The sequence below is a fragment of the Candidatus Limnocylindrales bacterium genome, assembly GCA_035571835.1.
Taxonomy (GTDB): domain Bacteria; phylum Desulfobacterota; class Binatia; order UBA1149; family CAITLU01; genus DATNBU01.
The window spans coordinates 89884-114665 of record DATNBU010000018.1 but is presented as its reverse complement, the minus strand read 5'-3'; the positions used below and the strand labels follow the sequence as shown (position 1 = coordinate 114665).

16 protein-coding genes, 1 tRNA gene and 1 other RNA gene are annotated in these 24782 nt (G+C 66.9%); 1 reads left to right on the top strand and 17 read right to left on the bottom strand.

Annotated elements, in window-relative coordinates; genetic code table 11:
• Positions 1-2 precede the first annotated feature (2 nt).
• From murC to rnpB, 15 genes are all read right to left on the bottom strand, one after another.
• Complete coding sequence (murC, locus tag VN634_08890; protein HXC50984.1) at positions 3-1550, bottom strand: UDP-N-acetylmuramate--L-alanine ligase; 1548 nt, start codon at positions 1548-1550, stop codon at positions 3-5.
• Positions 1551-1594: 44 nt separating this feature from the next.
• Complete coding sequence (gene murG, locus VN634_08885; protein HXC50983.1) at positions 1595-2701, bottom strand: undecaprenyldiphospho-muramoylpentapeptide beta-N-acetylglucosaminyltransferase; 1107 nt, start codon at positions 2699-2701, stop codon at positions 1595-1597.
• Between the two features lie 79 nt (positions 2702-2780).
• Positions 2781-3944 (bottom strand): putative lipid II flippase FtsW, encoded by a 1164-nt coding sequence (gene ftsW / locus VN634_08880; GenBank protein HXC50982.1) that lies wholly within the window; start codon positions 3942-3944, stop codon positions 2781-2783.
• A gap of 12 nt (positions 3945-3956) precedes the next feature.
• Positions 3957-5261, bottom strand: a complete 1305-nt coding sequence (gene murD / locus VN634_08875; protein HXC50981.1) for a UDP-N-acetylmuramoyl-L-alanine--D-glutamate ligase — start codon at positions 5259-5261, stop codon at positions 3957-3959.
• Positions 5262-5264: 3 nt separating this feature from the next.
• A complete protein-coding gene (gene mraY / locus VN634_08870) occupies positions 5265-6335 on the bottom strand; it encodes a phospho-N-acetylmuramoyl-pentapeptide-transferase (GenBank protein ID HXC50980.1) in 1071 nt (356 codons plus the stop codon).
• Complete coding sequence (gene murF, locus VN634_08865) at positions 6332-7798, bottom strand: UDP-N-acetylmuramoyl-tripeptide--D-alanyl-D-alanine ligase (GenBank protein ID HXC50979.1); 1467 nt, start codon at positions 7796-7798, stop codon at positions 6332-6334. Before murF ends, mraY begins: the two co-directional genes overlap by 4 nt.
• Complete coding sequence (locus VN634_08860; protein HXC50978.1) at positions 7795-9453, bottom strand: UDP-N-acetylmuramoyl-L-alanyl-D-glutamate--2,6-diaminopimelate ligase; 1659 nt, start codon at positions 9451-9453, stop codon at positions 7795-7797. Before VN634_08860 ends, murF begins: the two co-directional genes overlap by 4 nt.
• Positions 9454-9531: 78 nt before the next feature.
• Entirely contained in the window at positions 9532-11499 is a 1968-nt protein-coding gene (locus VN634_08855) for a penicillin-binding protein (GenBank protein ID HXC50977.1), read from the bottom strand.
• On the bottom strand, positions 11486-11878 hold the full coding sequence (locus tag VN634_08850) for a hypothetical protein (GenBank protein HXC50976.1): 393 nt from the start codon (positions 11876-11878) through the stop codon (positions 11486-11488). The genes VN634_08855 and VN634_08850 overlap by 14 nt, the downstream gene beginning before the upstream one ends.
• Positions 11875-12888: a 16S rRNA (cytosine(1402)-N(4))-methyltransferase RsmH gene (gene rsmH / locus VN634_08845; protein ID HXC50975.1), complete on the bottom strand. Its 1014-nt coding sequence runs from the start codon at positions 12886-12888 to the stop codon at positions 11875-11877. Before rsmH ends, VN634_08850 begins: the two co-directional genes overlap by 4 nt.
• Before the next feature lie 10 nt (positions 12889-12898).
• Positions 12899-13348, bottom strand: a complete 450-nt coding sequence (gene mraZ / locus VN634_08840; protein HXC50974.1) for a division/cell wall cluster transcriptional repressor MraZ — start codon at positions 13346-13348, stop codon at positions 12899-12901.
• Between the two features lie 412 nt (positions 13349-13760).
• Positions 13761-14318, bottom strand: coding sequence for a DUF1003 domain-containing protein (locus VN634_08835; GenBank protein ID HXC50973.1), 558 nt, complete (start codon positions 14316-14318; stop codon positions 13761-13763).
• A 191-nt stretch (positions 14319-14509) separates the two neighbouring features.
• Positions 14510-17692 (bottom strand): penicillin acylase family protein, encoded by a 3183-nt coding sequence (locus VN634_08830; GenBank protein ID HXC50972.1) that lies wholly within the window; start codon positions 17690-17692, stop codon positions 14510-14512.
• 180 nt (positions 17693-17872) lie between these two features.
• The gene (locus VN634_08825; GenBank protein HXC50971.1) at positions 17873-20662 is read right to left on the bottom strand and encodes a hypothetical protein; all 2790 of its coding nucleotides are present in this window, start codon (positions 20660-20662) and stop codon (positions 17873-17875) included.
• A 319-nt stretch (positions 20663-20981) separates the two neighbouring features.
• Positions 20982-21349, bottom strand: an RNA gene (gene rnpB, locus VN634_08820) — RNase P RNA component class A.
• 132 nt (positions 21350-21481) lie between these two features.
• On the opposite strand from rnpB, the gene VN634_08815 reads away from it, so the two are divergent.
• A complete protein-coding gene (locus VN634_08815) occupies positions 21482-23842 on the top strand; it encodes a fatty acid cis/trans isomerase (protein HXC50970.1) in 2361 nt (786 codons plus the stop codon).
• 33 nt (positions 23843-23875) lie between these two features.
• Here the strand turns inward: VN634_08815 and VN634_08810 are convergent, their stop codons facing one another.
• Together VN634_08810 and VN634_08805 are read right to left on the bottom strand one after the other, a co-directional pair.
• Entirely contained in the window at positions 23876-24598 is a 723-nt protein-coding gene (locus VN634_08810) for a C4-type zinc ribbon domain-containing protein (protein ID HXC50969.1), read from the bottom strand.
• A gap of 27 nt (positions 24599-24625) precedes the next feature.
• A tRNA-Ile gene (locus tag VN634_08805) sits at positions 24626-24699 on the bottom strand.
• Positions 24700-24782 lie beyond the last annotated feature (83 nt).

Below are 24782 nucleotides of genomic sequence, written 5' to 3'. Positions count from 1 at the left end.
GGTCAGGCTCCGGGCTGGTGTTCTTTGGGACGCGCGGCGGCCGCATCGCCGCTCCGCGACGCGGCCGGCGCAGTCTGCGCCTGCTGCAGTGCCTGCAATTCCTGAAGGATGAGCGGGCCGAGCTTTGTCACGTCGCCGGCACCCAGCGTCAGCACCAGATCCCCGGGCCGGATGCGTGCTGCGACGCGCAACGCGAGATCGGCGCCGGCTCCTTCGAACACGACTTCGCCCGGATGGATGCGGCCGGCGGCTTCGGCCAGCCGTCTTCCGTCGTAGCCTTCGATCGGGCTTTCGCCGGCCGCGTAGACGTCGGTCAGCACCACGGCATCGGCGTCTTCGAAGCATTCGGCGAACAGATCGAAAAGGTCGGCGAGGCGCGAGAAGCGATGCGGCTGGAACACCGCGACGATGCGCCGGTCCGGATAGCCCAGCCGCGCGGCGCGAAGCGTTGCGCAGACTTCGGTCGGATGGTGGCCGTAATCGTCGACGACGGTAACGCCGGCGGCCTCGCCCTTGATCTCGAAACGGCGCATCACGCCTTCGAAACCTGCGAGCGCGGCCGCACAGCTCTGGAAGTCGAGGCCGAAATCCATGCCGACGACGAGCGCCGCGAGCGCGTTTCGCACCGCGTGCTCGCCAGGCATCGCCACGTTGACGCGACCGAGCGGCGCGCCCTTGAACGTGACGTCGAACGAGCTCGACAGGCCGTGATACTGGATCCCGGTCGCGCGAAGGTCGGCTTCCGGAGAGGTTCCGTACGTCAGGTGCGGCTTTCGAACCTTCGGCAGCAGCGCGCGGATCTCCGGGCAGTCGAGGCACAGCACCGCCTTTCCGTAGAAAGGAACGGCGTTGATGTACGCGAGATACGACGTGCGCAGCACCTCCATGTCGCCATAGAAGTTCATGTGCTCGCGGTCGATGTTGGTGACCACCGCGAGCGTTGGGCGCAGCAGAAGAAAGCTGCCGTCGCTCTCGTCGGCTTCGACGACCATGTATCGCGAGCGGCCGAGACGCGCGTTGGTGCCGCCGAGCGATTTGAGACGGCCGCCGATCACGAGCGTGGGATCGAGCCCGCCGGCGCTCAGCACGGCTGCGACCAGCGAAGTGGTCGTGGTCTTGCCGTGTGCACCGGCGACGCCGACGGTGCATTTGACGCGCATCAGCTCGGCCAGCATCTCGGCGCGCGGAATCACCGGCACGCGATGCTCGCGGGCGGCGCGGACTTCGGGATTGTCGTCGGAGACCGCCGACGAGATGACGACGACGTTGATGTCGCTGCCGATGTGGCTCGCGTCGTGGCCGAGCCAGATCTCGGCGCCGAGCTCGCGCAGGTGGCGCGTCGTATCGTTGTCGGACAGGTCCGAGCCGCTGATCGTGTAGCCGAGCGTGAGCAGCACCTCGGCAATGCCGCTCATGCCGATGCCGCCGATGCCGACCAGATGAATCCGGCCAAGGTGGCGCGCGGGCGCAGTCGTCCCTTCGGCGCCGTCAGCCGGAATCTTTAAGGAAGACCATGCCGGCCCGCTGTCGAATCGCTCGTCGAGAGTCATGACGGTTCCGGGAACGGGAACCGGGACGTTCCCGGTTCCTGCAGTCAGCGCTGGTGCCGCGTGCCGGCGAGTGAGACGACGACGTCGAGCACCCGCTGCGCTGCACCGGGCCGCCCCATGGCAGCCGCGCGGTCCGACATCAAGCGTAGCGCGCTGTCGTCAGGGAGCAACTGTTTCAGCGCGCGAGCGAGTGCAGCCGCACAATTATTGTCGTCGATCACCACTTGCGCAGCGCCGCTCGCCTCGAGCTCACGCGCGTTTTCGAGCTGATGATCGCCGGCCGACGTCGCAAGTGGCACGAGCACCGACGGCGTGCCGGTCGCGATCAGCTCGGCAAGGCTGGTTGCACCGGCGCGACAGACGGCGAGCCTCGCGCGCGCATAGACCGACGGCATGTCGTCGATGAACGCCGTGACTTCGGCCGTAACGTTCGCCTTCGCATATGCGGCGCGCACTTCGTCGACGAACGGCTTGCCGACCTGATGAAGGATCGGCGGCAGGCTGCCGCGCTCGGGGTGCCCGCTTGCCGCCGCTTCGCCGGCAAGCTCGGCGAGCGCCGTCGTCATCGCGCGATTGAGGCTTCGCGCGCCGGCGCTGCCGCCGAACACCAGAAGAAGATCGCGACCGGCGTGCGGCGGGCGGATCTCGAATCCCTTGCGCAGAGGATTGCCGGTCAGCACCGAGCGGCCGGTGGGGAACGACGAAGCGGTGCTTTCGAAGCTCGTGCAGATGCGCGTCGCGAGCCGGCCGAGCGCGCGATTGGAGATTCCGGGGCGCCGGTTCTGCTCGAGCAGCACGACCGGGACGCCGAGCGAGCGCGCGGCGAGAACCGCCGGCGCCGATGCGTAGCCGCCGAGGCCGATCACGACGTCGATCGCGCGGCGGCGGATCGCGCTGCGCGCGCGTCGGGTTGCTGCGAGCATCTCGCCGAGCGAACGGAGCGCCGCGAGCGGGCTGCCGCCGGCGATGCCGTGGACTTTCTCTGCGACCAGCTCGAAGCCGGCCTTCGGCACCGCCCACGACTCGATGCCGCGCTCCGCACCAAAGAACACGACTTCGTCTGCAACGCCGCTGTCGCGCGCCAGCTCCGCCACCGCCAACCCGGGAAACAAATGCCCCCCCGTCCCACCGCCAGCAATCGCAACTTTCATAAAGGGGACAGGTACATTTTTAATTCCGCAATGTTTTCGCGCGTGGCCGCAAAAATGTACCTGGTCCCATTTTAATTCCTCAACGTTCTCGCAGCTCGCGAGACAGCGAGAGAAGCAGGCCGCCGATCGCCAGGAAGGCCATGATCGACGAGCCGCCGTAGCTGATGAACGGAAGGCCGATGCCCTTGGTCGGAAGCAGACCGAGCACGACGCCGATGTTGATCATCGCCTGCAGCACGATGATCAAGGTCAGCCCGGCCGCGAGAAGCTGCGCGAACGGCTCGCTGTGCCGGTGCGCGATGCGGAAGCCGCGCCACGCGAGCAGCCCGAAAAGCAGCACGATAGACGCGGACCCGATCAGCCCCGTCTCCTCGCCGATTACCGAGAAAATGAAGTCGGTGTGCGGCTCCGGCAGATAGCCCGACTTCGACGTCGACGCGCCGAGGCCCTGGCCGGTCAGCCCGCCGGAGCCGAACGCCGTCAGCGCCTGCAGCAGATGGTAGCCCGCGCCGAGCGGATCCTTTTCCGGATCGACGAACGCCATCACGCGATTCCACCGGTATTCGGACGACCAGATCAGGTAGAAGCCCGCTGCACCCATCGCCGATGCCGGCACGAACAGCTGCCACCACGGCACGCCGCCGAGCAGCAGCATCAGCACCGCGATGCCGCCGAGCAGCGCCGTCGTGCCGAAGTCCGGCTGGCCGAGCAGCATCACGCCGATCGCACCGAAGACCGTCATCACCGGCAGGATCGAATAGAGCGGATTGCGCACGCGGTCGTGCACGCGATCCAGCCACGCGGCCAGCAGGATCACGTACGAGATCTTGATGAACTCGGACGGCTGAAGGTTGAACAGCCCGAACGGGATCCAGCGCCGCGCGCCGTTGACCTCGATGCCGACGTGCGGGATCAGCGTGGCCGCGACCAGCGGAACCGTCACGGCGAAGATCCAGTACGCACGACGCTTGAGGAAATCCGACGGGCAGCGCGAACAGATCCACAGCAGCACGACGCCGACCGACGCCGACACGGCGTGCTTGAGGATCATCCGGTAGCCGTCGCCGAAGTGGTAGTTCGACACGAACGTGCTCGCATCGAACACGAAGATCAGGCCGAGCACCGTCAGGATCGCGACCAGCCCGACGACCCACGGGTCCGGCCGATCCGACATCCGTACCGCCACGCGCGGCAGCGCAAGCGCCGCCTCGATCGATCGCGCATCCGAACCAGTCCAGCTCACCGCACTTCCTCCTCACCCCTTCCCGACGGACTCGAGCTCGTGCACCCAGCGCTCGAATGACTGGCCGCGATCGGCGTAGTCGCGAAACTCATCGAAGCTCGAGCACGCCGGCGCCAGCAGCACCACATCGCCCGGACGTGCTTCCTTTGCGGCGCGAAGCACCGCGGCGTGAAGAGCGGACTCACGCACGACGCGCATCGATGCGGCCAGGGTCGCCTCGATCTCCGGCCCGGCCTCGCCGTACGCGACGACGAGTGTAATGCGCGGCGCCTCGTTCGCCAACGCGGCGAAGTCACAACCTTTCGAAATCCCGCCCGCGAGCAGGATGACGCGCCCGTCGAACGCCCGCAGGCTGCTCGCTGCGGCCCCGACGTTGGTCGCCTTCGAGTCGTTCCACCACGCAACGCCGCCGATCTCGGCCACCTTCGCGAGCCGGTGCCGAAGCGGACGGAACCCGGCGATCGCGCGCTCGACGGCTACCCGGTCGACGCCGAGCACGCGCGCGATCTCGACCGCTGCCGCTGCGTTCTCGAGATCGTGCGGCAGCTGCGGCCAACCGCGTTGCGGAAGCCGGATGCGATAGCCGCCGGCGCCGATCTCGCGCTGCCCTGGCGGCGGCGTGTCGAAATACGAAACCGACGCGCGCGTCGAAGCGACCGCTTTCGCCGTCCAGTCGCTCGAGCGCGGCAGCACCGCGTGGTCGCCCGCTGTCATGCACTGGAACAGCCGCAGCTTGGCCGCGAGGTATTCGTCCATGCTGCCGTGCCGGTCCAGATGGTCGGGCGTCAGGTTGAGCATCGCCGCGACATGAGGGTGGAACGTCGTCGCATGCTCGAGCTGGAAGCTCGAAACCTCGGCGACGATGAAATCGTACGGCTCGCGGCCGACCGCGTTGCACAGCGGGTCGCCGAGGTTACCGCCGGTGAACGTCCGTCGGCCGGCCGCTTCGAGGATCGCACCGACCAGGCTTACGGTCGTGCTCTTTCCGTTGGTTCCGGTAACCGCCACCAGCGTTCCAGTGAGACGGTCGGCGGCAAACTCGATCTCCGGAGCAATGCGAACTCCGCCAGCCCGCGCCGCGACGAGAAGTCGATGCGATGCCGGCACGCCGGGGCTTGGAATGACGAGGTCGGCTTCGCGGATGCGATCCGCGGCCGCGTCCACGTCGATCGGTTGCGCGCCGTCGGGAAGATCGGCGGCCGCGTCCGGCTTGTCGTCGGCGACGAGAACGGTCCAGCCTCCGCGGGCGGCAACTCGCGCCGCGGCGATCCCGCTGCGGGCAAGGCCGAGCACGACGAGCGTTCGCGCGGCCGCCACGGCTCAGCGCAGCTTGAGCGTTGCGAGGCTCATGATCGCGCACAGGAGCGAGATGATCCAGCAGCGCACGACCACCTGCGTCTCCGGCCAGCCGGCCTTCTCGAAGTGATGATGGATCGGCGCCATCAGGAACACGCGTTTGCCGCGCAGCTTGATCGATCCGAGCTGGATGATGACCGACAGCGCCTCGACGACGAACACGCCGCCGGCGAGCAGCAGCACCAGCTCGTTCTTCGATGCGATCGCGACCATGCCGATCACCGCGCCGAGCGGAAGCGAGCCGACGTCGCCCATGAACATCTGCGCCGGATGCGCGTTGAACCACAGGAATCCGAGCCCGGCCATCGACGTCGCCGCACAGATGACCGACAGCTCGCCGGCGCCCGGTACGTGCGTAATGATCAGATAGTCCGCGATGCGCGCATTGCCGGCGCAGTACGACAGGATGGCGAGCGTTGCCGAAGTCGTCATGACCGGACCGATCGCAAGACCATCGAGCCCGTCGGTCAGGTTGACGGCGTTCGAGCATCCGACCACGACGAGCGCGCCGAACGGAACGTAGAACCAGCCGAGGTCGGGCCGAACGTCCTTGAAGAACGGCACCGCCAGGTGCGTGTCGAAATCCGGGCGCATGCACAGCAGCGCAATTGCCGCGCCCGAGATCAGGAACTGCCAGATCAGCTTTTCGCGTGCGGAGATTCCGCCGTTGGTGCGCTTGGTGACCTTCTGCCAGTCGTCCATGAAGCCGAGCGCCGCGAAGCCGAGCGTCACGCCGAGCGTCGTCAGCACGTAGACGTTGTCGAGATCGGCCATCATCAGCGACGCGATCAGAAGCCCTGAGACGATCAGCAGCCCGCCCATCGTGGGCGTGCCCTTCTTGGCGAGATGGTTCTCCGGAGCGTACTGGCTGACGGGCTGGCCGAACGAGCGCATGCGGCGGATGAAGCTCGGCCCGAGCATCAGCGAGATCAGCAGCGCGATGACGGCTGCGAGCATGCCGCGCACCGTGATGTAGCGCAGCACGTTGAGGAAGCTGTACGTCGACGCCAGCGGATAGAGGAAATGGTAGATCATCTGGAGGCCGATCCGCTTGCCGTCGCGCGCAGCCGTTCGACGACGTGTTCCATGGCCGAGCCGCGCGAGCCCTTCACGAGCACCGCATCGCCCGGAAGCCACACACTGGCAACCGCGTCAGCCGCCTGGGCATGGCTAGCGCACACCAGCACGCGCGACGCATCGAGGCCGGAGCCGGTGGCACCGCCGGCAACGTCCGCGGCAAATTTTCCGTAAGCGCAAAGCAGCGCCGGCTCGATGCCGGCGGCCTGCGCACCGACGCGGCGATGCAGCTCGGCAGAGCGCGGCCCGAGCTCGAGCATGTCGCCGATCACGACGATGCGGCGCGCATCGAGGCCGCCGAGCGTAGCCAGCGCCGCGCCGAGCGATCCGGGGTTCGCGTTGTACGCATCGTTGACGAGCGTGACGCCGTTCGGCAGCGCTTCGGCCGACATGCGCATCGGCGGCGGCGTCATCTTCGACAGCCCGTGTGCGGCCGTTGCGAGCGGCACGCCGCTCGCGATCGAAGCCGCCGCTGCGGCCAGCGCGTTCTGCACATTGTGGCGGCCGCCGAGCGGCAGCTCGACGCGCGCGCGCTCGCCTGCGTATGCAATGTCGAACGTCGATGCCGAGATGCGGTCGCAGCGCACGTCCTCGGCGCGGACATCGCCGCGGCTTCCGAACGTCAGATGGCGGCCGGCAAAGCGCGACGACTCGCGCACGATATTTGGATCGTCGCAGTTGACGACGGCAACGGCGGCCGCGTCGAGCCCCTCGAACAGCTCTCCCTTGGCGCGCGCGACGCCTTCGATGGTGCCGAGGCCTTCGAGATGCGCTTCGGCCACGCACGTGATCACTCCGACGGTCGGACGGGAGATTTCGGTCAGGCGCGCGATCTCGCCGGGCACGTTCATGCCCATTTCGATGACGGCCGCCGTGTGCGTCGTCGTGATCTGGAAGATCGTCAGCGGCACGCCGATCAGGTTGTTCAGGTTTCCGCGGGTCGCGAGCACGCGGTCGGCGCCATGATGGGCAACGAGAATCGCGCGCAGCATCTCCTTGGTGGTCGTCTTGCCGTTCGAGCCGGTGACGCCGATGACCGGTCCGGAAGATCCGCGACGATGCCACGCGGCCAGCTCGCCGAGAGCGGCAAGCGTATCGCCCGTTTCGATGACTGCGGTCGCGCTCGCGGCCGGCACCGCGCCGCCGCGTCCATGCTCGCAGACGATGCCTGCCGCTCCGGCGCGCACCGCGTCGGCAATGAAGTCGTGCGCATCGAACGTCGGGCCGCGCAGGCAGAAGAAAAGGTCGCCGCTGGCGATCGTCCTGCTGTCGGTGGAGACGCGTTCGTAGACCGCGGCGGGATCACCGCCGCTGCGGACAAGCGCCCCGATCGCCAGCGCAGCGTCACCGACGGTTGCCGGATGAGCGAGGTCGCGGCCATCCGGTCTGGATATTGCGGAGTCTGCGGACGCTGCGCTCACTCGGCCTTCTCCACCACCACATTCCGCACCACATCCCCCTTGCTGCCCGCTTCGAGCTTTGCCGCCGCGCCGTGCCGGCGGTCGAGCGCCGCGCGCACGACCTCGCGATCGTCGAAATGCCGTTTGGTCCCGGCGACGTCCTGGTAGTCCTCGTGGCCTTTGCCGGCAACGAGCACCACGTCTTCGCCTGCTGCAATCGCGATCGCGGTTTCGATTGCGCGAAGCCGATCCGCTTCGACGAAATACCCGCGCGTGTGCTGTGCGGCAAGCGCCGCGGGCTCGGCGCGTGTCATTCGTGCACCGGCGCCGGCTTCGATCTCGTCGAGAATCGCATGCGGATCTTCGGTACGGGGATTGTCCGACGTGAGCACGGCAACGTCCGCGAGCTCGCCGGCGATGCGACCCATGATCGGACGCTTGCCGCGATCGCGGTCGCCGCCGCAGCCGAACACGACGACGATGCGCCCGGTGCGCTGACTGGCAAGCGCGAGCAGGCTTCGCTCGAGCGCATCGGGCGTATGCGCGTAGTCGACGAAGACGGCAGGTTCGTCGCTCGAGCTTCGCGTGCCGCCCGACGCGTAGATCCGCTCCATCCGCCCCGGCACCGGCGGGCACGAGCTGAGCCCGGCGGCGATCGCATCGGCCGGGACTCCGGTCGCGCGTGCGAGCGCGGCGACGGCGAGCAGGTTGGACAGGTTGGCAGCGCCGACCAGCGGCGACCGGATCCGCGCCGGCGTGCCGCCGAGATCGAAGACCGCATCGATTCCCGAAAGCGTGCAGTCGGCCGACACGACGCGCGCCGTCGCCGACGCTCCCGGCTCGGTCGAATACGTCCAGACATCCAGATGCCCGAGCTCGCCGGCCAGGCTGGCGACGAGCGCATCGTCGGCATTGAGCACCGCCGCGCTGCGGCCGGCTTCGAGCCAGCGCCGGAACAGCGACGCCTTGGCCGCGAAGTAACGCTCTTCGGTCTGGTGATAATCGAGGTGGTCGCGGGTCAGGTTGGTAAACAGCGCGGCGCGGAAACGGCAGCCTGCCACGCGCTTCTGGTCGAGCGCGTGCGACGATGCCTCGATCACGACCGAATCGGTGCCCGCCGCGAGCATGCGTGCGAGGGTCTGCTGAAGGTCGACCGCCGACGGTGTCGTCATCGGCGACGGGTCTTCGAATGCCCGGCACCGCTGCACGATCGTGCCGATGATTCCGGGTTCGCGGCCGGCCGCTTTCCAGACCGACTCGAGAAGATACGTCGAGCTGGTCTTGCCGTTGGTGCCGGTCACGCCGACGAGCTCGAGCGAGTCCGTCGGATCGTTCCAGAACGCCGAAGCGAGAAAGCCCGCCGCCGCCGCGACGTCGCCGGTGACGATCGCCGCGATCTGCGGCGGCACGTTTGCCGGATCGCAGACGATCGCGGCCGCGCCGCGCCTTCGCGCTTCCTCTATATATGCAGCGCCGTCGACGTGTGTGCCGGGCACGGCAACGAACAGATCGCCGGGCTCGACGAGGCGCGAATCCACGCGAACGCCGGTGATCGGCTGCGCCGGTGCAACCCCGTCGGGATCGACGAGGCTCGCTTCGAGGCCGCGGCGCTCGGCGCGGCCAAGCAGGTCGGCAAGCGCGACCTTCGTGCGGGGTGGAGCGGACGTCGCAGTCATCGCCGCATTATGCACTGCGGCGGAAAAAGGAGTGATCGCAGCAGAGCACGCTGCGGAAATCCCGACCCCGACTGCGGGTCACAGCGTCGCCGCGAGCTTGAGCGAGACGGCCGCCGACGGCGAGAGCGTGCTCCCGGGTGGCGGGTCGTGCGAGACGACGAAACCGTGGCCGTCGATCTTTACGTCGCAGCCGCACGTTGCGAGCGCGCGCATCGCCGAACGCAGCGGCAGCCCGCGCAGATCCGGCATCGCTCCCGACGGAGTCGCGAGCGGAGGCGTACCTGCGGGTACCGCGGCTTCGAGCAGCATCGGCTCGTCGCCGTTGTCGAACAGCTTGTCGAGCTCGTCGCTCGGCGCCGGAACCTCGCGCTCGATGCCGAGGTAATCGAAGCTCGCCTCGGCGATCGCCTTGAACACCGGAGCGGCGACGACGCCGCCGAAGTGCATGCCTTTCGGCTCGTCGATCATCACGACGATGACGACGCGCGGATCTTCCACCGGCAGAAATCCGGCAAACGATGCGAGCCAGCGACTCTCGCTGTAGTGGCCGTTCTCGGCTTTCTGTGCGGTTCCGGTCTTGCCGGCGGCGGGAACGCCGTCGAGCATCGCGGCGGCCGCGGTGCCTTCCTTGCTGACGACGGCGGCAAGCATGTGCCGCATCGTGCGGGCAACCTCGACGCTGACCACGCGGCGCTCTTCCTGCAGCGGGAAGTCGCGCGTGACGCTGCCGTACTGGTCGGTGATCTTGCGGATGATGCGCGGCTGCATCCGCACGCCGTCGTTGGCGAGCGTCGAATACGCCGTCGCCAGTTGCATGGCGGTCACACTGATGCCCTGGCCGAAGCTGATCGTCGTGGTGTTGATCTGCTTCCATTTCTGCGGAGGAAGCACCATGCCGCGGCGCTCGCCGGGCATTTCGACGTGGGTCAGGCGGTCGAAGCCGAACGCGTTCAGATACTCGTACTCGCGCTCGGGCCCGAGCAGCCAGCCGATTTTTGCCGAGCAGATGTTGCTCGATACGCGGATGATGCTCGCGACGTCGAGCAGGCCGTGCGGATGATGATCGCGGATGGGCTTGTGCCAGCCGGGCACCATGAGCTTGCCGTTTTCGCAGAAGAACTTGTCTTCGGGCTTGACGAGCCCGGCGTCCATCGCGGCCGAGATGACGAACGGCTTCATCGTCGAGCCGGGCTCGAACAGGTCCGTGACGACGCGGTTGCGGCGCGCGGCCGGCGGGCTGTCGTCGACGTCGTTCGGATCGAACGTCGGAACGTTGGCGAGCGCGAGGATCTCGCCGGTCTTCGGGTCCATCATCACGACGGCGCCGGCGGTCGCGTGGGTTTTCTGCACCTGCTTGGCGAGCTCGACCTCGGCGATCGTCTGCAGCGTCGCGTCGAGCGTCAGGTACGCGGTGCCGCCGCGGTTGAGCCCGGTGTCTTCGCTGTTGCTGAGGAACGGGCGCCCGGTCACGTCGCGGCAGACGTGGACCGTAACCGACGAGCCGCGGATCTCGCGATCGAAGAGCTTCTCCACGCCTTCGAGACCGTCGGCGTCGGCTCCGACGAAGCCGAGAACGTGGGCAGCGGTTCCGCCCTGCGGATAGCTGCGCTCCTGGCTCTGGTGGATCTCGATGCCGGGCATCCGAAGGTTGTGGATCGCCGTCGAGACGTCCTCGTCGACGGCGCGCGACAGCCAGCGAAAATGGTCGCCGCCCTGCGCGAGCTTGGCGTCGAGCGCCGCGCGGTCGATGCCGAGCATCGGCGAGAGAATTCCGGCGTGCGCCGCGTCGTACGTGTAGCCGCCACCGCGCGAAACCTTGGCCGCCGAAGTGGTCGTGGCCAGCACCACGCCGTTGCGATCGACGATCGGCCCGCGGTAGGCGATCTCGATCGTGTCCTTGCACTTGGTGCTCTCGGAGATCTCCTTGTAGTGATCGCCGCGCGCGATCTGCAGCACGTACATGCGGCCGACGAGCGTGAACGCACCGGCCACGCAGAAGCAGCCGATGAACGACAGCCGCGAGCTGAATTTGTTACGGCTTCGCATCCCTTCCGATTTGTTCGACGAGCTCGACGCGGTCCACGCGACCTTCGTGGCGGCGGAGCTGGCCGTGTGCCGGCTTCTGCATGCCGAGATCGATCGCGCGCGATGCGAGCAGCGCCGGGCGCGACTCGCGCGCAAGCGCGTCTTCGATCTCGACGCGCTCCTGGTCGAGCTTGTGGATCAGGCGCCCGAGCGCCTCGCCCTCGTAGCCGAGATTGCGGCTCTGCATGCTGACCCAGACGTGCCCGCCGAGCAGCAGCGCGAACGCAATCAGGCTGACGATGAAGCGCCGCCTCAGTCCGGCTTCTTCCGGATCGAGCACTCCCTGGCGCGTCAGCAGTTCGAAAAAGTCCGGACTTTCGTGAGCGGATGTCGTGCTCATGCGGCGAGCCTCTCTACGACGCGCATTCCTGCACTGCGAGCGCGTGGGTTGCGTTGTTTCTCTTGTTCGGTCGGTTTCTGTTTGCCGCGCGTGATGCGCCGGACCTTCGCCGTCCAGTTGCAGTTGCACACCGGCTGGCGCGGGGGACACAGGCAGCTCGCCGACCACATCGCGAACGCCTGCTTGACGATGCGGTCTTCGAGCGAGTGATAGCTGAGAATCGCGAGGCGACCGCCGGGACGCAGCAGCTCCCAGCCGTTGTCGAGCAGCGCTTCGATCTGCTCGAGCTCGCGGTTGACCGCGATGCGAAGCGCCTGGAACGTGCGCGTCGACGGATCGATGCCGGGCTTGGTGCGAATGCCGGCCGCGCGCACGGCGTCGCGAAGCTCGCCGGTCGTGCGCACCGGGGAGGTAGTACGACGGCGGACGATCTGGCGCGCGATGCGCCGCGAGCCGTGCTCTTCGCCGTAGCGGAAGATCGTGTCGGCAAGGTCGCCTTCGGAAAGCTCGGCCAGAAGATCGGCGGCCGTCACGGGAAGCCGGCGGTCCATGCGCATGTCGAGCGGCGCGTCGGCCTGGAAGGAGAAGCCGCGCTCGTTGCGGCCGAGCTGCAGCGTCGAGACGCCGAGATCGACGAGAATACCGTCGGCGCCGTCTTCCCAGCCGGCATCGGCCAGGACCACGCGAAGATTCGCGAACGAGTCGCGGACGAAGCGTACCCTGGTTCCGAAGCGAGCGAGCCTGACGCGGCAGAGCTCGAGCGCCGCTTCGTCCCAGTCGATCGCGAGCAGCTCGCCGAACGGAGCCGAGGCATCGAGGAGAAGCTCGGCCATCCCACCTTCTCCCACCGTTGCATCGACGAAGCGGCGGCCGGTCTGCGGGCGCACGGCTTCGATCATCTCTTCTGCCATGACCGGGATGTGGCGGCCGAGACGCTCGCGATCGGGCGTCGCGGCGGGATCCATCCTGTCGTGCCTGTCGCGGGAGTCGGGGTCGTCGTTCGCCGTCATCGCCGCTGTCCTAAAGACCGAGGTCGTCGAGAGCCGGCGGCGTGGTGGAATTTTCGTCGGCCTCTTTCTGCTCGAGCCACTGGTCCTTCGACCAGATCAGGAATTTTTCGAGATCGCCGGTGAACACGGCTTCCTTCGTAAGCGAGATCGAGTCGCGAAGATCCTGCGGGAGCAGAATGCGGCCCTGGCCGTCGAGAACGAGCTCCTGCGCAGGGTGCAGATAGCGACGCTTGAAGGTCCGGATGGTATCGTCGAACTGGCGACGCTCGCGGATGCGGGCCTCGAGCTTCTCCCATTCGTCGATCGGATAGACGTCGAGAGTGCGAGGGCCGGCGCCGTAGGATCTGGTGACGACGACGCTGGTCTCGCCTTTGCCGCCCGAGAGCTGCTCGCGGAATTTCCTCGGGATGGCTACCCGGGCCTTGTCGTCAAGGTTGTGGAAGAACGTGCCACGAAACATCGAATGCCCGCCGGCGGCCCAAGCTCGAGCGCAAACTCAAGCGCAACCTCAAGGAGGAGAAGCCACGGCGGCCGGCGCTTCCCCGCGCCTTTACCGCCTCACAAAAACCGGTGGGCAGCCCACACACATCGTCCGAAGACGATGAAACCCCGACCGACTCGCAACAGGAGGATTTACCACACACAACCCCATTGCTACCCACCGGTCCACACCATGTACGACAGTAGCCCCACCGACGTCAAGCGGAACCTCGGGCAGAAATGCAGACAAAGCGAAGGCTTGTGCTCAGTTGAAGGAACCTTCGCCTGATGTTCGTTCGGCCCGCCGCCGAAGGTCTTCGGCCGCGTGCCCGGATTCACGTCGAGCCCGCCGTGTGGACGCAGGCACTTCCGGCTAACGCAGTCCCGGGAGTCTAGTGAGAGGCCGCAACGCGCTCGCGCTCGGTCTGCTCCATCGTGTCGAGGACCTTTTCCGGAGCGATCGTTTGCGAGAGCTCCGACAGCTCCGGGTCGTGCGACGCGTCGATGTGCATCTTCTTGCCGATCTCGGTGACGAGCTCGACGAGCCGCGTGATCTCGTGCTCGGCGAGCAGGCTCACCTGAAGCCCGAGGTCGGCGCGCTTGTCGGCGAGCGCTGCCATGCGGTTCTGGCTGATCAGTACGAACGTCGACAGGAAGATCGCTTCGATCGATGCCGCCAGCGCAATGGTAACGAACGTCGGATCGAGCGGCGCGATCGGAAACCAGCCAAGGTCGAGAGCGATCCAGATGCCGAAGATCACGATGTGCAGATAGACGAACGCCATGCTGCCGGCGAAGTGCGTGATCGAATCGGCGACCCGTTCCTGGCGGCTTCGTGAGCGCTCGAACTGTTCGCGATGCGACAGGATCGCCTCGACGTTGCGCTCGAGCACTCCGGCGGTTCCAGGGGCTTCGCCCGACGCCGGCTCTTTCGGGTTCTCCTTTCGCATCCCCACGATGTTGGGCCCCGCTGCGAACGGTTTCCAAGACCCGCGAGCGAGTATGCGAGAGTTCGGCACTCACCGGAGCAGCGCCGATGCGCCGCGTCGACGAGCGCGAAAATCAGTGTCTGTCCCCGATTTTGTGAAATCGGGGACAGACACTGATTTTTCTTCTCGATCCGCCTGTCGTTGCCGCTGCGTCAGTCGTTACGAAGATCCATCCGCTCTGCGGTGCTTCGAAGCGCGCTCGCGTACGAGCTCTGCCAGCAGTGCCCCGCGCTGTTCAGCAGCTCGACGGTCAGCGGGAAATCCGCCTCCGCCACCGGCAGAGACGGCGGATCGGCCGCCGGACCTGCCGCCTGCAGCTGGATTTTCGAGCTGCCGGCGTCGCCGCCCTGAAGCGCAATGCGCACCACGCCGTCGTGCGCCGCGGCCGCGTCCTTGTAGCGGAATCCTCGCGCGGTTCGCGTCCAGCACGGCTTGCCGCCGCACGCGTCGCCGGCGCGCATGCTCGCATGGCCGATGAGTCGCGACGATGAATCGTACATGCACAGCTCGTAGCTGGTCGTCGAATCGGGACTGCCGAAATCGCCGGCGTCGATGGCCGGACCTTTCGCAAGTCGCCACTTCAGCGACCGGTCTTCGTCGTCGTCACGAATCGAAAGACGCGACGTCGCCGGCGCGTCGAACGTCGCGCAATCGTCGGACGGAACGAGCGGACACGTCACGCCGTTCTCGCCGGTCAGCAGCATCACCTGCTGGAACGTCGGACGGTTCTGCCACGGGATCGGGTCGACCTCGACGAGACCGACCGGCGAGAACTGGATCTTCTCGGCCTCCTCGTCGACGTCCCACGTGGAAGAGTCCGCCGAGAATTGCGACTCGAGCGACGCGACCGCATCGTCGAGCGCTTCGGTGAGCGCGGTGCGGCACGCCGCTGCGTCGCCGCCGCCGCAGTACTCGCGCGAGAATGCTCCGGCTACCGGACGGCCAAGCACGCTGCGCAGATCCTTGTCGAGCTGTCCGTACCAGCCGCCCCAGTACGAGCTGCCGCCGGGATCGGCAGGCGAATTCTGTTCGAGCGGGACGTCATCGAACGCGCCGCCGAGCGCCGGGCCGAACACCTTCGAAAGCACGTGCGGCCACCACGCATCCATCAGCGCAACCGCCGCCTGGTTCTCGTACTGCCCGTCGAGATCGAGGTCGCGCCGGTGCGAGCCGGCGCGCTCCCACACGTCGAGCAGCGACGCGGCCGCGGCAAGACGCGAATCCGACGGCGTGCCGAGCGCGTCGAGCATCGTGCGCAGGATCTTCGCGCCGCGGATGTCGCGGGTCGCGGCCGTCTCCATAGCCTGGACGAGCTCGACCACGCTGACCTTGCCGTCGCCGGCGAGCGCGGCCCTGACGCCGTCGTCGAGGAGCTGCACGCGCTGGATCGAGCCGAACGCGAACACGTCGTCGGCCGCGCGCCACAGCGGCGCCTGCTTGTTGTTCCAGTTGACGACGTAACCCTTTGCGGGATCGAGCGCCTGCGGATGCTCGTCGTAACCGAGCGTGCGCACCGGATCCCAGCGACTGTCGCCCCAGTACGGAAGATCGGGATCCACGCCCGGCGCGAGCACCGGGTACAGGCCCGTCGTGTAGAAGCCCATGCTCTTCGGATCGACGAAGTGCCAGTTGAACGAGAAGTTGAACCGCGAGAACGCGTGCTGAAGATCGGCCACACCATGGATCTGATCCGGATCGGCGGCCAGCATGAACGAGAACGTCGAATCGACCTCGGCCATGTACGTGGACCTCTGCAGCACGTATGCGACCGCCTCTCCGGCTACAGTTCCGCGAGCCTGCACGATCCCGTGCCGCGTTCTCTCGGTCGTCATCGTCATCACGAGGGAACCCGGATCGTCGGGGATCCCTCCCGCGCTCGGCTTGGCGAGCCATGTATCGGTGCGGCGGTACATCGCGGTGCACACGCCGTCGTTCAGATAGCTGGTGCTCGATGCAGTTGCCGGACTGCCGTCGGCATTGCAGAGCCTGACGACGCGGATGTCGAGGTGATCGGCGTACGCGGTCGTCGCGCTCCAAGCGTAGTCGCGGCCGCGGCCGAGCAGCACGTACAGCGACAGGCCGGGAAACGCCGCGCCGCGCGCGTCGATGCCCGGTCCGTGCATGTCGATCTCCATGAGGATCTGCGGCGAGTAGTATCCGACCTGCGGACCGAAGACCGCGATCGGCTTGCCCGATTTCGAATGCGCGGCATCGACCAGCAGCGCGTTACTGGCCGGGCCGCGATGCAGCGGAAACGGCAGCGGCCCGAGCGGCGTATCGATGTGATCCGGATACGAAGCTGCGGCCATCGCCGCCGCGAGCGAAGACGTGGCATCCGGCCGCGCAACCGCAGCCGGATCGACGGGCGCGGGATCGGCGTTGAACGGAAACGGCTGGTCGGTCGACGTCGGTGCTTCCGGATCGTTCGCGCGCCGGAAGTCGTCGAAGATCGCGCGCGCTTCGGCGGCCGGATGCTCGGCCTCGAGCGCAGACAGGAACAGCGAATTGCGGATCTGACCGCCGCCGCCGAGGCTGAACTGGCTTCCGATCAGCGCCGACAACGCGATCGAATCGGTCGGCTTCCAGTCCATCAGCGGAATCTGCAGCGCGTCGTACTCGCCCGGGCGCTTCGTCGCATCGACTCGTGCTTCGCCGATGAACTGGTTGATGCCGGCGGTGAAGTCGTCGAGATCCTGGCGCGCGCGCGGGCCGAGCACCGGGTCGAGCGTTTCGAGGCGCGTGCCCATCGCTTCGAGCTCGGCGTCGTCGTAATCGGCAAACAGGCGCGTCGCACGATCGGTCTGGATGTTGGCGGCGCTCGGCCCGAGAAACTCGGTCATGCGCCCGCGCGCGAGGTGACGCAGCGTATCGACCATGAACAGGCGATCTTCCGCGGTCACGTAGCCCGCGCCGAACAGCGTATCGGAGCGCGTCGTGCCGTACACGTGCGGAACCTGGAAGCGGTCGCGCCGGATCACGACGCCCGCGCGCGGCGAATACGTGCGCACGACGTCCTCATCCTTTACGCCGAACGATGCATCCTTGAAGAATTCGGGAAGGTCGCCCGGCACGAGCTCGGGCGCCGCCTGAATGAGCAGGTCGTAGAGCGACCTCTGATCGGTGTTCTGCGTCGGCTGCGAGCCGTTGGCCTCCCACTGCGCGATCTCCGCAGCGTTGAGATAGCGGCCCTGCCCGGGCGGCAGCACGTTGAGCGCGATACCGGAAAGGTCGTTGGTTCGATACGGCTGCGACTGCGCGCCGGCGACGATCGGCATCAGCACGACCGCGATGGTGACCAGCGAAGTTGAAATGGGGCGTCCGGGGTTCTGATTCATGACGAGCTTCACCGTCGCCTGAATTGCAGGCGCTGCTTACGGGTCCGGCTGTCACGCGCGGACCTTACGGGTTGGTGTTGCAGCCGCGCCGCCGGAGCCATTGGCGACGCAGCCGTTTCGGGTCAGGCACCGATCCACGCAGGACCGGTGCCTGTCCCTGGTTTCCTCGCGCTCCGGCCGTCAAGGCACCGGCAGAGCCGGCGGCTCGAGCGGAATCGGCGTGCACTGGCAGATGTCGCCCACCTGACCGCACGTCGATCCGGTCGAACACGCACCTCCACACAGCGGCGTCGCAGCGTCGCCGCAGAGCGGAACCGGCAACGTCACGCACTGGCAGGTGTCGCCACTCGCGATGCACGCCTGGTTGATGTCGCAGAGCCCGGCGCAGGTCGGTGCGATCGCCGATCCGCACGTCGGAACACCCGGCGCGCCGCACTCGCACGAAGACCCGACGCTCGCGCAAACTTCACCAGTGGGGCACAGTCCGCCGCACACCGGCGCGTCGGCCGACGTGCACTGCGGCAGCGTGACCACCATGCACTGGCATGCGTCTCCGACCGCCTCGCAAACTTCGCCCTGGCCGCTGCAGATGCCGCCGCACACCGGGGCCGTCGAATCGTCGCAGGACGGCAGCGGCAGCTCCGTGCACACGCACGTTCCGGAGCCGTTGTCGCCGCATACCGAACCGGTCGGACACAGGCCGCCGCATTCCGGCGCGTCGGTGTCGCCGCACTCGGGCAGAGGCAGGAGCGTCGTCGTCGTGGTTCCGATGACCTCCTCGCAGTTCGCGCCCGACGGGAACTGGTACGCGACCGACGGGTCGTTCTGGCATCGGATATCGTCGGCGAACGTGACCAGAAGTCCGCCCGGGCCAGGCAATCCCGAAGCGATGTTGATCGCGGGATTCGACGTCGGCGCGACGCAGAACGCCGACACGCCCGTGTGACCGTACGGATCTGCCGAACCTTCGTAGACGATCGGATCGGGGAAGCAGCGACGGAACTGGGCAATGGTGCAGTGTCCGCCGGAAGCGCAGTCGCCATCCGACTGGCAGGAAGTGTAGCCGCGCCCGTCCGGATACACTTCGTTGTCGCAGTACCTGTCGATCGGGCCGGTCGTGCAGTTGCCGTTCGCGCTGCAGTCGAAGTTGGTGCACTGGTTGAGGCGAACGCCCGCGCCGCCCGAAGCGGTGCATACGCCGGCGTTGAACTGCGCGCAGACGCTGTCGGAGGAGCACGCGACGTTCGTGTTACCGGTGCACGTGCGGCAGTGACAGAGGCGACCGGCAGGCGTGTCGCACGGCAGCGTCGCGCCGAGCGTGACCTGGTCCGTCGAGAAGTTCACGTCGATGATCAGTCCCGCACCGCTGATGTTCGCGGCCGACGGCGGCAGGCAATCGTTGCTGACTTTGCCGAACGTCGAGTGCGCGCCGTTGACGTCGCACGCCGTGCCGAGACCGTCGCTGCAGGTGCCGCCGCGGATGCCGTCGTTCGGCACCGGATCGCCGTCGCAGGTCGGACACGGCTCGGCCGTCGCGACGCCGAGGTAGACGACCGCGGCGACCGCGAGGCTGTCGTGCCACTCGCCGGTGCGCAGGTTCATCGTCCCTTTGTAGTCATCGCGGATGCGGAACCCGACGCAGGCCGGATTGCCTGCGGTCGTCACCGGAAGCGGCGCTCCGAAATAGCAGCGGCACGTGGGATCGAGACTTCCGCAGCTGTCGGGATCGGAGCCGTTGATGACGTTGCAGGTCTGCGTCGGATCGCTCGTGCAGCGGCAGGCCGATGCGCCGCTCTCGACGTTCGGCTTGAGATGCACTTCGCAGTTCTCGCAATTGTCGTCGCACTCGACGTCGACCCAGTCGCCGGCACCGTCCGGCATGTCGATGTCCATCGCGATACCGGACCATCCGGCGTTGAGCGCGGTCTGCCCCGGACGAATCGGCGAGAACCTCGAGAGGATGGAGCGGCGGATCGTCGCCGGAGCGCAGTGGCCCGTACCCTCGGCTGCACAATGGCATTCGGCCCCGTTCGACTGGCATACGAGGCCGTCGGGACACGTCCCGTCGCAGGTCGGTGCCGAGCCTCCGCACGAGCCGTCGTTCTCGAGAGTGGTCGTCGTCTGCCCGGGCAATGTCGTCGTCGTCGTCTGCTCGCCGAGGACGTACGCATCGCGGATGAGCGTGCCGGCGCGAACCACGGCGCTCTGGCTCGAGCAGTCCATGAAACCGTTCGCATCGTCCGAGCACGCGTCGAGCGCGGACAGCACGTCGGGCGAGAAGTTGCAGATCGGAGAAGTCTTCTCCTGGTAGCGCACGAGCGCGGAATACACGCGGCCGCGGGGATCGCTGCTCGTGCACGCGTAATCGTCGCTGTTCGAATGCTCGTCGACTTCTTTCTGGCAGCGGCGACGCTCGCTCATCACGGTGCGCATCACGCGCATCGTTCCCTTGCCGACTCCGCCCTGGCACTTTCGCAGCGGGTCCGTCAGCGTCTCCTGCGGATCGCCCTGCCCTGCCTTTGCGATCGCGCCGACCTGAACGTCGGCGAGCGCGAGCAGGCAGTCGGCGACTTCGCCGAAATCGTCGATGCCGGTGGTCAGCCCGCCGTCGTCGGCCGCTGACGCCGGTGCCGGACACGACGGATAGTTGGCCAGAAGCTCATCGGCGCTCGCGCATGCCGAAGTGATCGCCGCGCGAGCGTTGGTGCGCGCGGCAACGGTCTTGCCGGCGTCGTCTGCCACGGCCACATCGTTGCACTCTGTGGCAGGTGACCTCGCTCCGGCGCTGCGGCGCTTGTGGCAGCTGGCGACGGCCTTCGCCGCCGTACCGGCATAGCGGGTGATCGACTCGGCGATCGTGTCACGGCATTCGGACTGCGCGTCGGGCAGCGCGAGCGCCGCACCTGGCAGACCGATCGAAATGCTCAAAACCGCAGCAGCGGCAAACCGGCGGAAAGCGAAACGTTTCACAAACCCTCCTCCGCCCGCGTCTGCCCCCTACGACGTCGTACAGAACGGGCCAAATCGGCCTGGAAGACCGATGATCTCCGTCCCGCGTAGCTTGTTTACAACATTCTCAGCAAGGTGGTGGGGTCGCGCCGGTATGGCCACGAACAGGTGATCAACGGGTAAGCGCCTGATTTAGCGGAGGTTCGACGGGGATTTTTCGTCGCCGGCTGGCGAGAAACTGCGACAGCGTCCAGCAAATTCGCACCCCCGCAGTTGGCGCACCTGAGGGATACTTACTCTGTTGTCAATCAGATGGGAGTCCGCCGCAGCGAACCGACGGAGCCTGAGCCGGCCTGTAAGCCGGATTCTGTGCGATCGCTTGCGCGACCCGGCAGTCATTCCTCTAGGCCGCCGGTTACCCGGCGGCTCGAGCGACCTTTACCCGGAGGCATGGGGCGAGCCGCCCGCCTCCCTATTCGGTCTTGCTCCGGGTGGGGTTTACCGAGCATCCGCCGTTACCGGCGGATCTGGTGAGCTCTTACCTCACCGTTTCACCCTTGCCGCAGCCTTGCGGCCACGGCGGTTTGTTTTCTGTGGCACTTTCCCCGCCTCGCGGCGGGCCGTCGTTATCGGCCACCCTGCTCTATGGAGTCCGGACTTTCCTCCCGCAGCGCTTGATGCGCTGCCGGCGACTGCCCGTCCGGCTCAGGCTCCGCACCGACTCTAACACCGCCCGCGCGAATCTACAGCGAAAGGCTCGCCGGACGGCAAAGCGCCGTCGCGCGCACATACGACAGGCTCTGCATTTCCGGTTGGGGGGATGCGACGTTAGACCGGCCCATGCGCAGATTGATCGCGTCTCTCCTGTTTTTCGTGGCCGGCTGCACTCTGGCCGCTACGCACCGGCTCGACGATCTTTACGGGCCGCCTGATCCGGCCCGCTTCGAGAACGCCCCGGCCTCGGAGGTTTCGCGGGCGAAGTGGGAGAACGTCTCCAATGTGCTCGAGCATCGCTGCGTGGTCTGCCACGCGTGCTACGACGCTCCATGCCAGCTCAAGCTGTCTTCGTACGACGGCGTCACACGCGGTGCTTCGAAAGACATCGTCTACGCTACCCGGCTCGTCGAGGCTTCTCCGACGCGCCTGCATCTCGATGCCGAAACCAACGCCGAGTGGCGCGCCAAAGGTTTTCATCCGGTACTGAACGAGCGCAAGGACACGGCCGAGGCCAATGCGCGCGCCAGCGTCATGCACCGCATCCTCGAGCTGCGACGCCGGCAGCCGCAAGCTGCACCCGCGATCCTTCCGGCCGACAAGTACGACTTCTCGCTCAGCCGCGCGCCGGTATGCGCAACGATCGACGAGATCGGGGAAGTCGAAAAACGCCCGGAGCTCGGCATGCCGTTCGGAATGCCGGGGCTGAGCACCGCCGAATACGGTGCGCTCACCGATTGGATCGAAGCCGGATCTCCGTACGCTCCGCCCGCGCCGCTCGACGCGGCCCACGGCGCGCGCATCGCCGCGTGGGAGCAGTTCCTCAACGGCGACAGCCTGAAGGAGCGGCTCATGAGCCGCTACATCTACGAGCACTGGTATCTCGGGCATTTTTACTTCGACGATCTACGCGCTGCGCCTGCGACTGGTGCGGCCGTCGAATACTTCGAGCTCGTCCGCTCGAGCACTCCGCCCGGGCAGCCGATTCGCGTGATCGCGACGCGCCGGCCGTACGACGATCCCGGCGTGGAGCGCCCCTACTACCGCCTGCGGCGCATGGATGAGGCCATCGTCGCCAAGACGCACATGCCGTATCCACTGGATTCAGCGCGCCTGAAGCATCTGAAATCGCTGTTCCTCGATGCCGATTACACCGTCACGAGCATGCCGTCGTACGCGCCGGAGATCGCGTCGAATCCGTTCCGCGCGTTCGTCGAGATTCCGAGCATTGCGCGCTACCGCCTGATGCTCGAACAAGCGCAGTTCACGATCATGGGCTTCATCAAGGGCCCGGTCTGCCGCGGCCAGGTCGCGCCCAACGTGATCAACGACCTGTTCTGGGTCGCGTTCGTCGATCCGGACAAAATGCAGCAGGGCGAGCTCGGCGAGGGTGAGCTCGCCGCCGCGCTCGACCAGATCCAGCTGCCCGCCGAAGCGGGAAGCATGCTTCCGCTGCTGCAGTGGAAGTCTTACGCGAACGCCGAGACCAGGTATCTCGAGGCCAAGACCGACGTTCTCAACCGCAGGTTCGGCGGCAAACTTGCGCCGACTCTCGATCTGCTTTGGGACGGCGACGGGAAGAACCGGAACGCCGCGCTGACGATCTTCCGCCATTTCGACAGCGCGACCGTCGTGCAGGGGTTCGTCGGCGAGCCGCAGACGATGTGGGTCGTCGGATATCCGCTGCTCGAGCGCATTCACTACCTGCTCGTCGCCGGCTACGACGTGTTCGGGAACGTCGGCCATCAGCTCACGACGCGCCTCTACATGGACTTCCTGCGCATGGAGGGCGAGTCGAACTTCCTCTATCTGCTTCCGATGGCGTCGCGCGATCCGGTGCGTGACTTCTGGTACCGAGGCGCCAGCGACGACGTGAAGCAGTACCTGCAGGGCGACAAGGCGTTTTTCGCGCACGAAACCGGCGTCGTCTACCGCACGGACGAGCCGCTGACCGAGCTCTACGGCATGATGAAGTCGAAGCTCTCGCCGGTGCTCGACCGCCGCTACGACATCCGGGCATCGCGTCTTTCGCGCGACGTCGCGGGCAGCATGGCGCGGCTAGGCCAGCTCTCCGGCGTCGCGACGTCGTATCTGCCGGAGGTCACGTTCGTTACGCTGACCGGACCGGACGGCGCGGCCGAGCACTACTCGCTGCTGCACAACAGCGCGCACAACAACATCTCGACGCTGTTCCGCGAAGCCGCCGAGCGGCTGCCGGCCGAGGACACCGTGACGGTCGTCAGCGGATTTCTCGGTGCGTATCCGAATGCATTCCAGAACATGCCGGCGTCCGAATTTCCGGCGTACGTCGAAGCGATTTCGAAGCTCTCGAGCGAAGCCGACTACTCCGCGACGATGGCGAAATACGGCGTGCGCAGGACCGACCCACGATTCTGGGCCCACAGCGACGCGCTGCACGCCGCGTATCGCAAGATGGCGCCGATCGAAGCAGGGATCTTCGACTACGGCCGTTACGAAAACCGCTGACGCGGCGGCCGCGAAATGGAGCGACGGGGAGGTTCAGCCGGCAGGCGCGATCGCGGCGACGAACAGGATGCGCTGGCACATCGGGCATACCTTGAGCGAGCCCGTGCGGCGGATCTCGATCAGCGTCTGCGGCGGAATCTGCACGTGGCAGCCCGAGCAGCAGCCCCCGCCGTCGACTTCGACCACGGCAAGCCCCGCGCGCTTTTCGAGCAGGAATTCGTACTTCTTGCGCAGTGACGCCTCGATGGCCGCAGCCGCGCCTTCGCGCTCGCTGCGCTCGGCTTCGAGCTCGCTGCGAAGCGCATGGATCTTTCCTTCGGCTTCGCTGATCTGGCGGTGATCCTCGTTCTCGAGCTCGGCGCGCTCCGCCTTGGCCTTCGCGATCTGCGCCTCGAGCTCCTCGACCCGCGTCATCGCTTCGAGAAGAACCGTCTCGCTCTCGCGGATCTCCTCCTGCGCGGAGTTGACCTCGTCCTGGCCGGCGCGGACTTCCTTCTCGTTGCGGGCTTTCTGCGCGCGCTGGCGCTTGGTCTTCAGCGATTCCTGGAGATCCTCGATCTTGCGTTCGGCAAACGCGCGCTGCGCGACGGCATCCTTGCGCGACGCTGCAAGGGCATCGATTTTCGCGGTGCTGGCAGCGATGGCAGCCTGGCGCGCCGCCAGATCGGATTCGTAGCGACCGACCACGCGCTGCTTCTCCTGCAGGCGCGTATCGAGAACCTGAAGCTGGAAAAGTATCTCGAGCTGGTTCGACAATTCCCTGTGATCTCCTGCCTTCAGCGATGGGCCCACCAGGACTTGAACCTGGGACCAGAGGATTATGAGTCCCCCGCTCTAACCAACTGAGCTATGGGCCCAGAACTCTTATTTGGGCCCATCTGCTTCGTTGGGCGTTCGGTCGGTCGTTGCGGCGTAGCTCCGCTACGCCTCACTCCCTCCG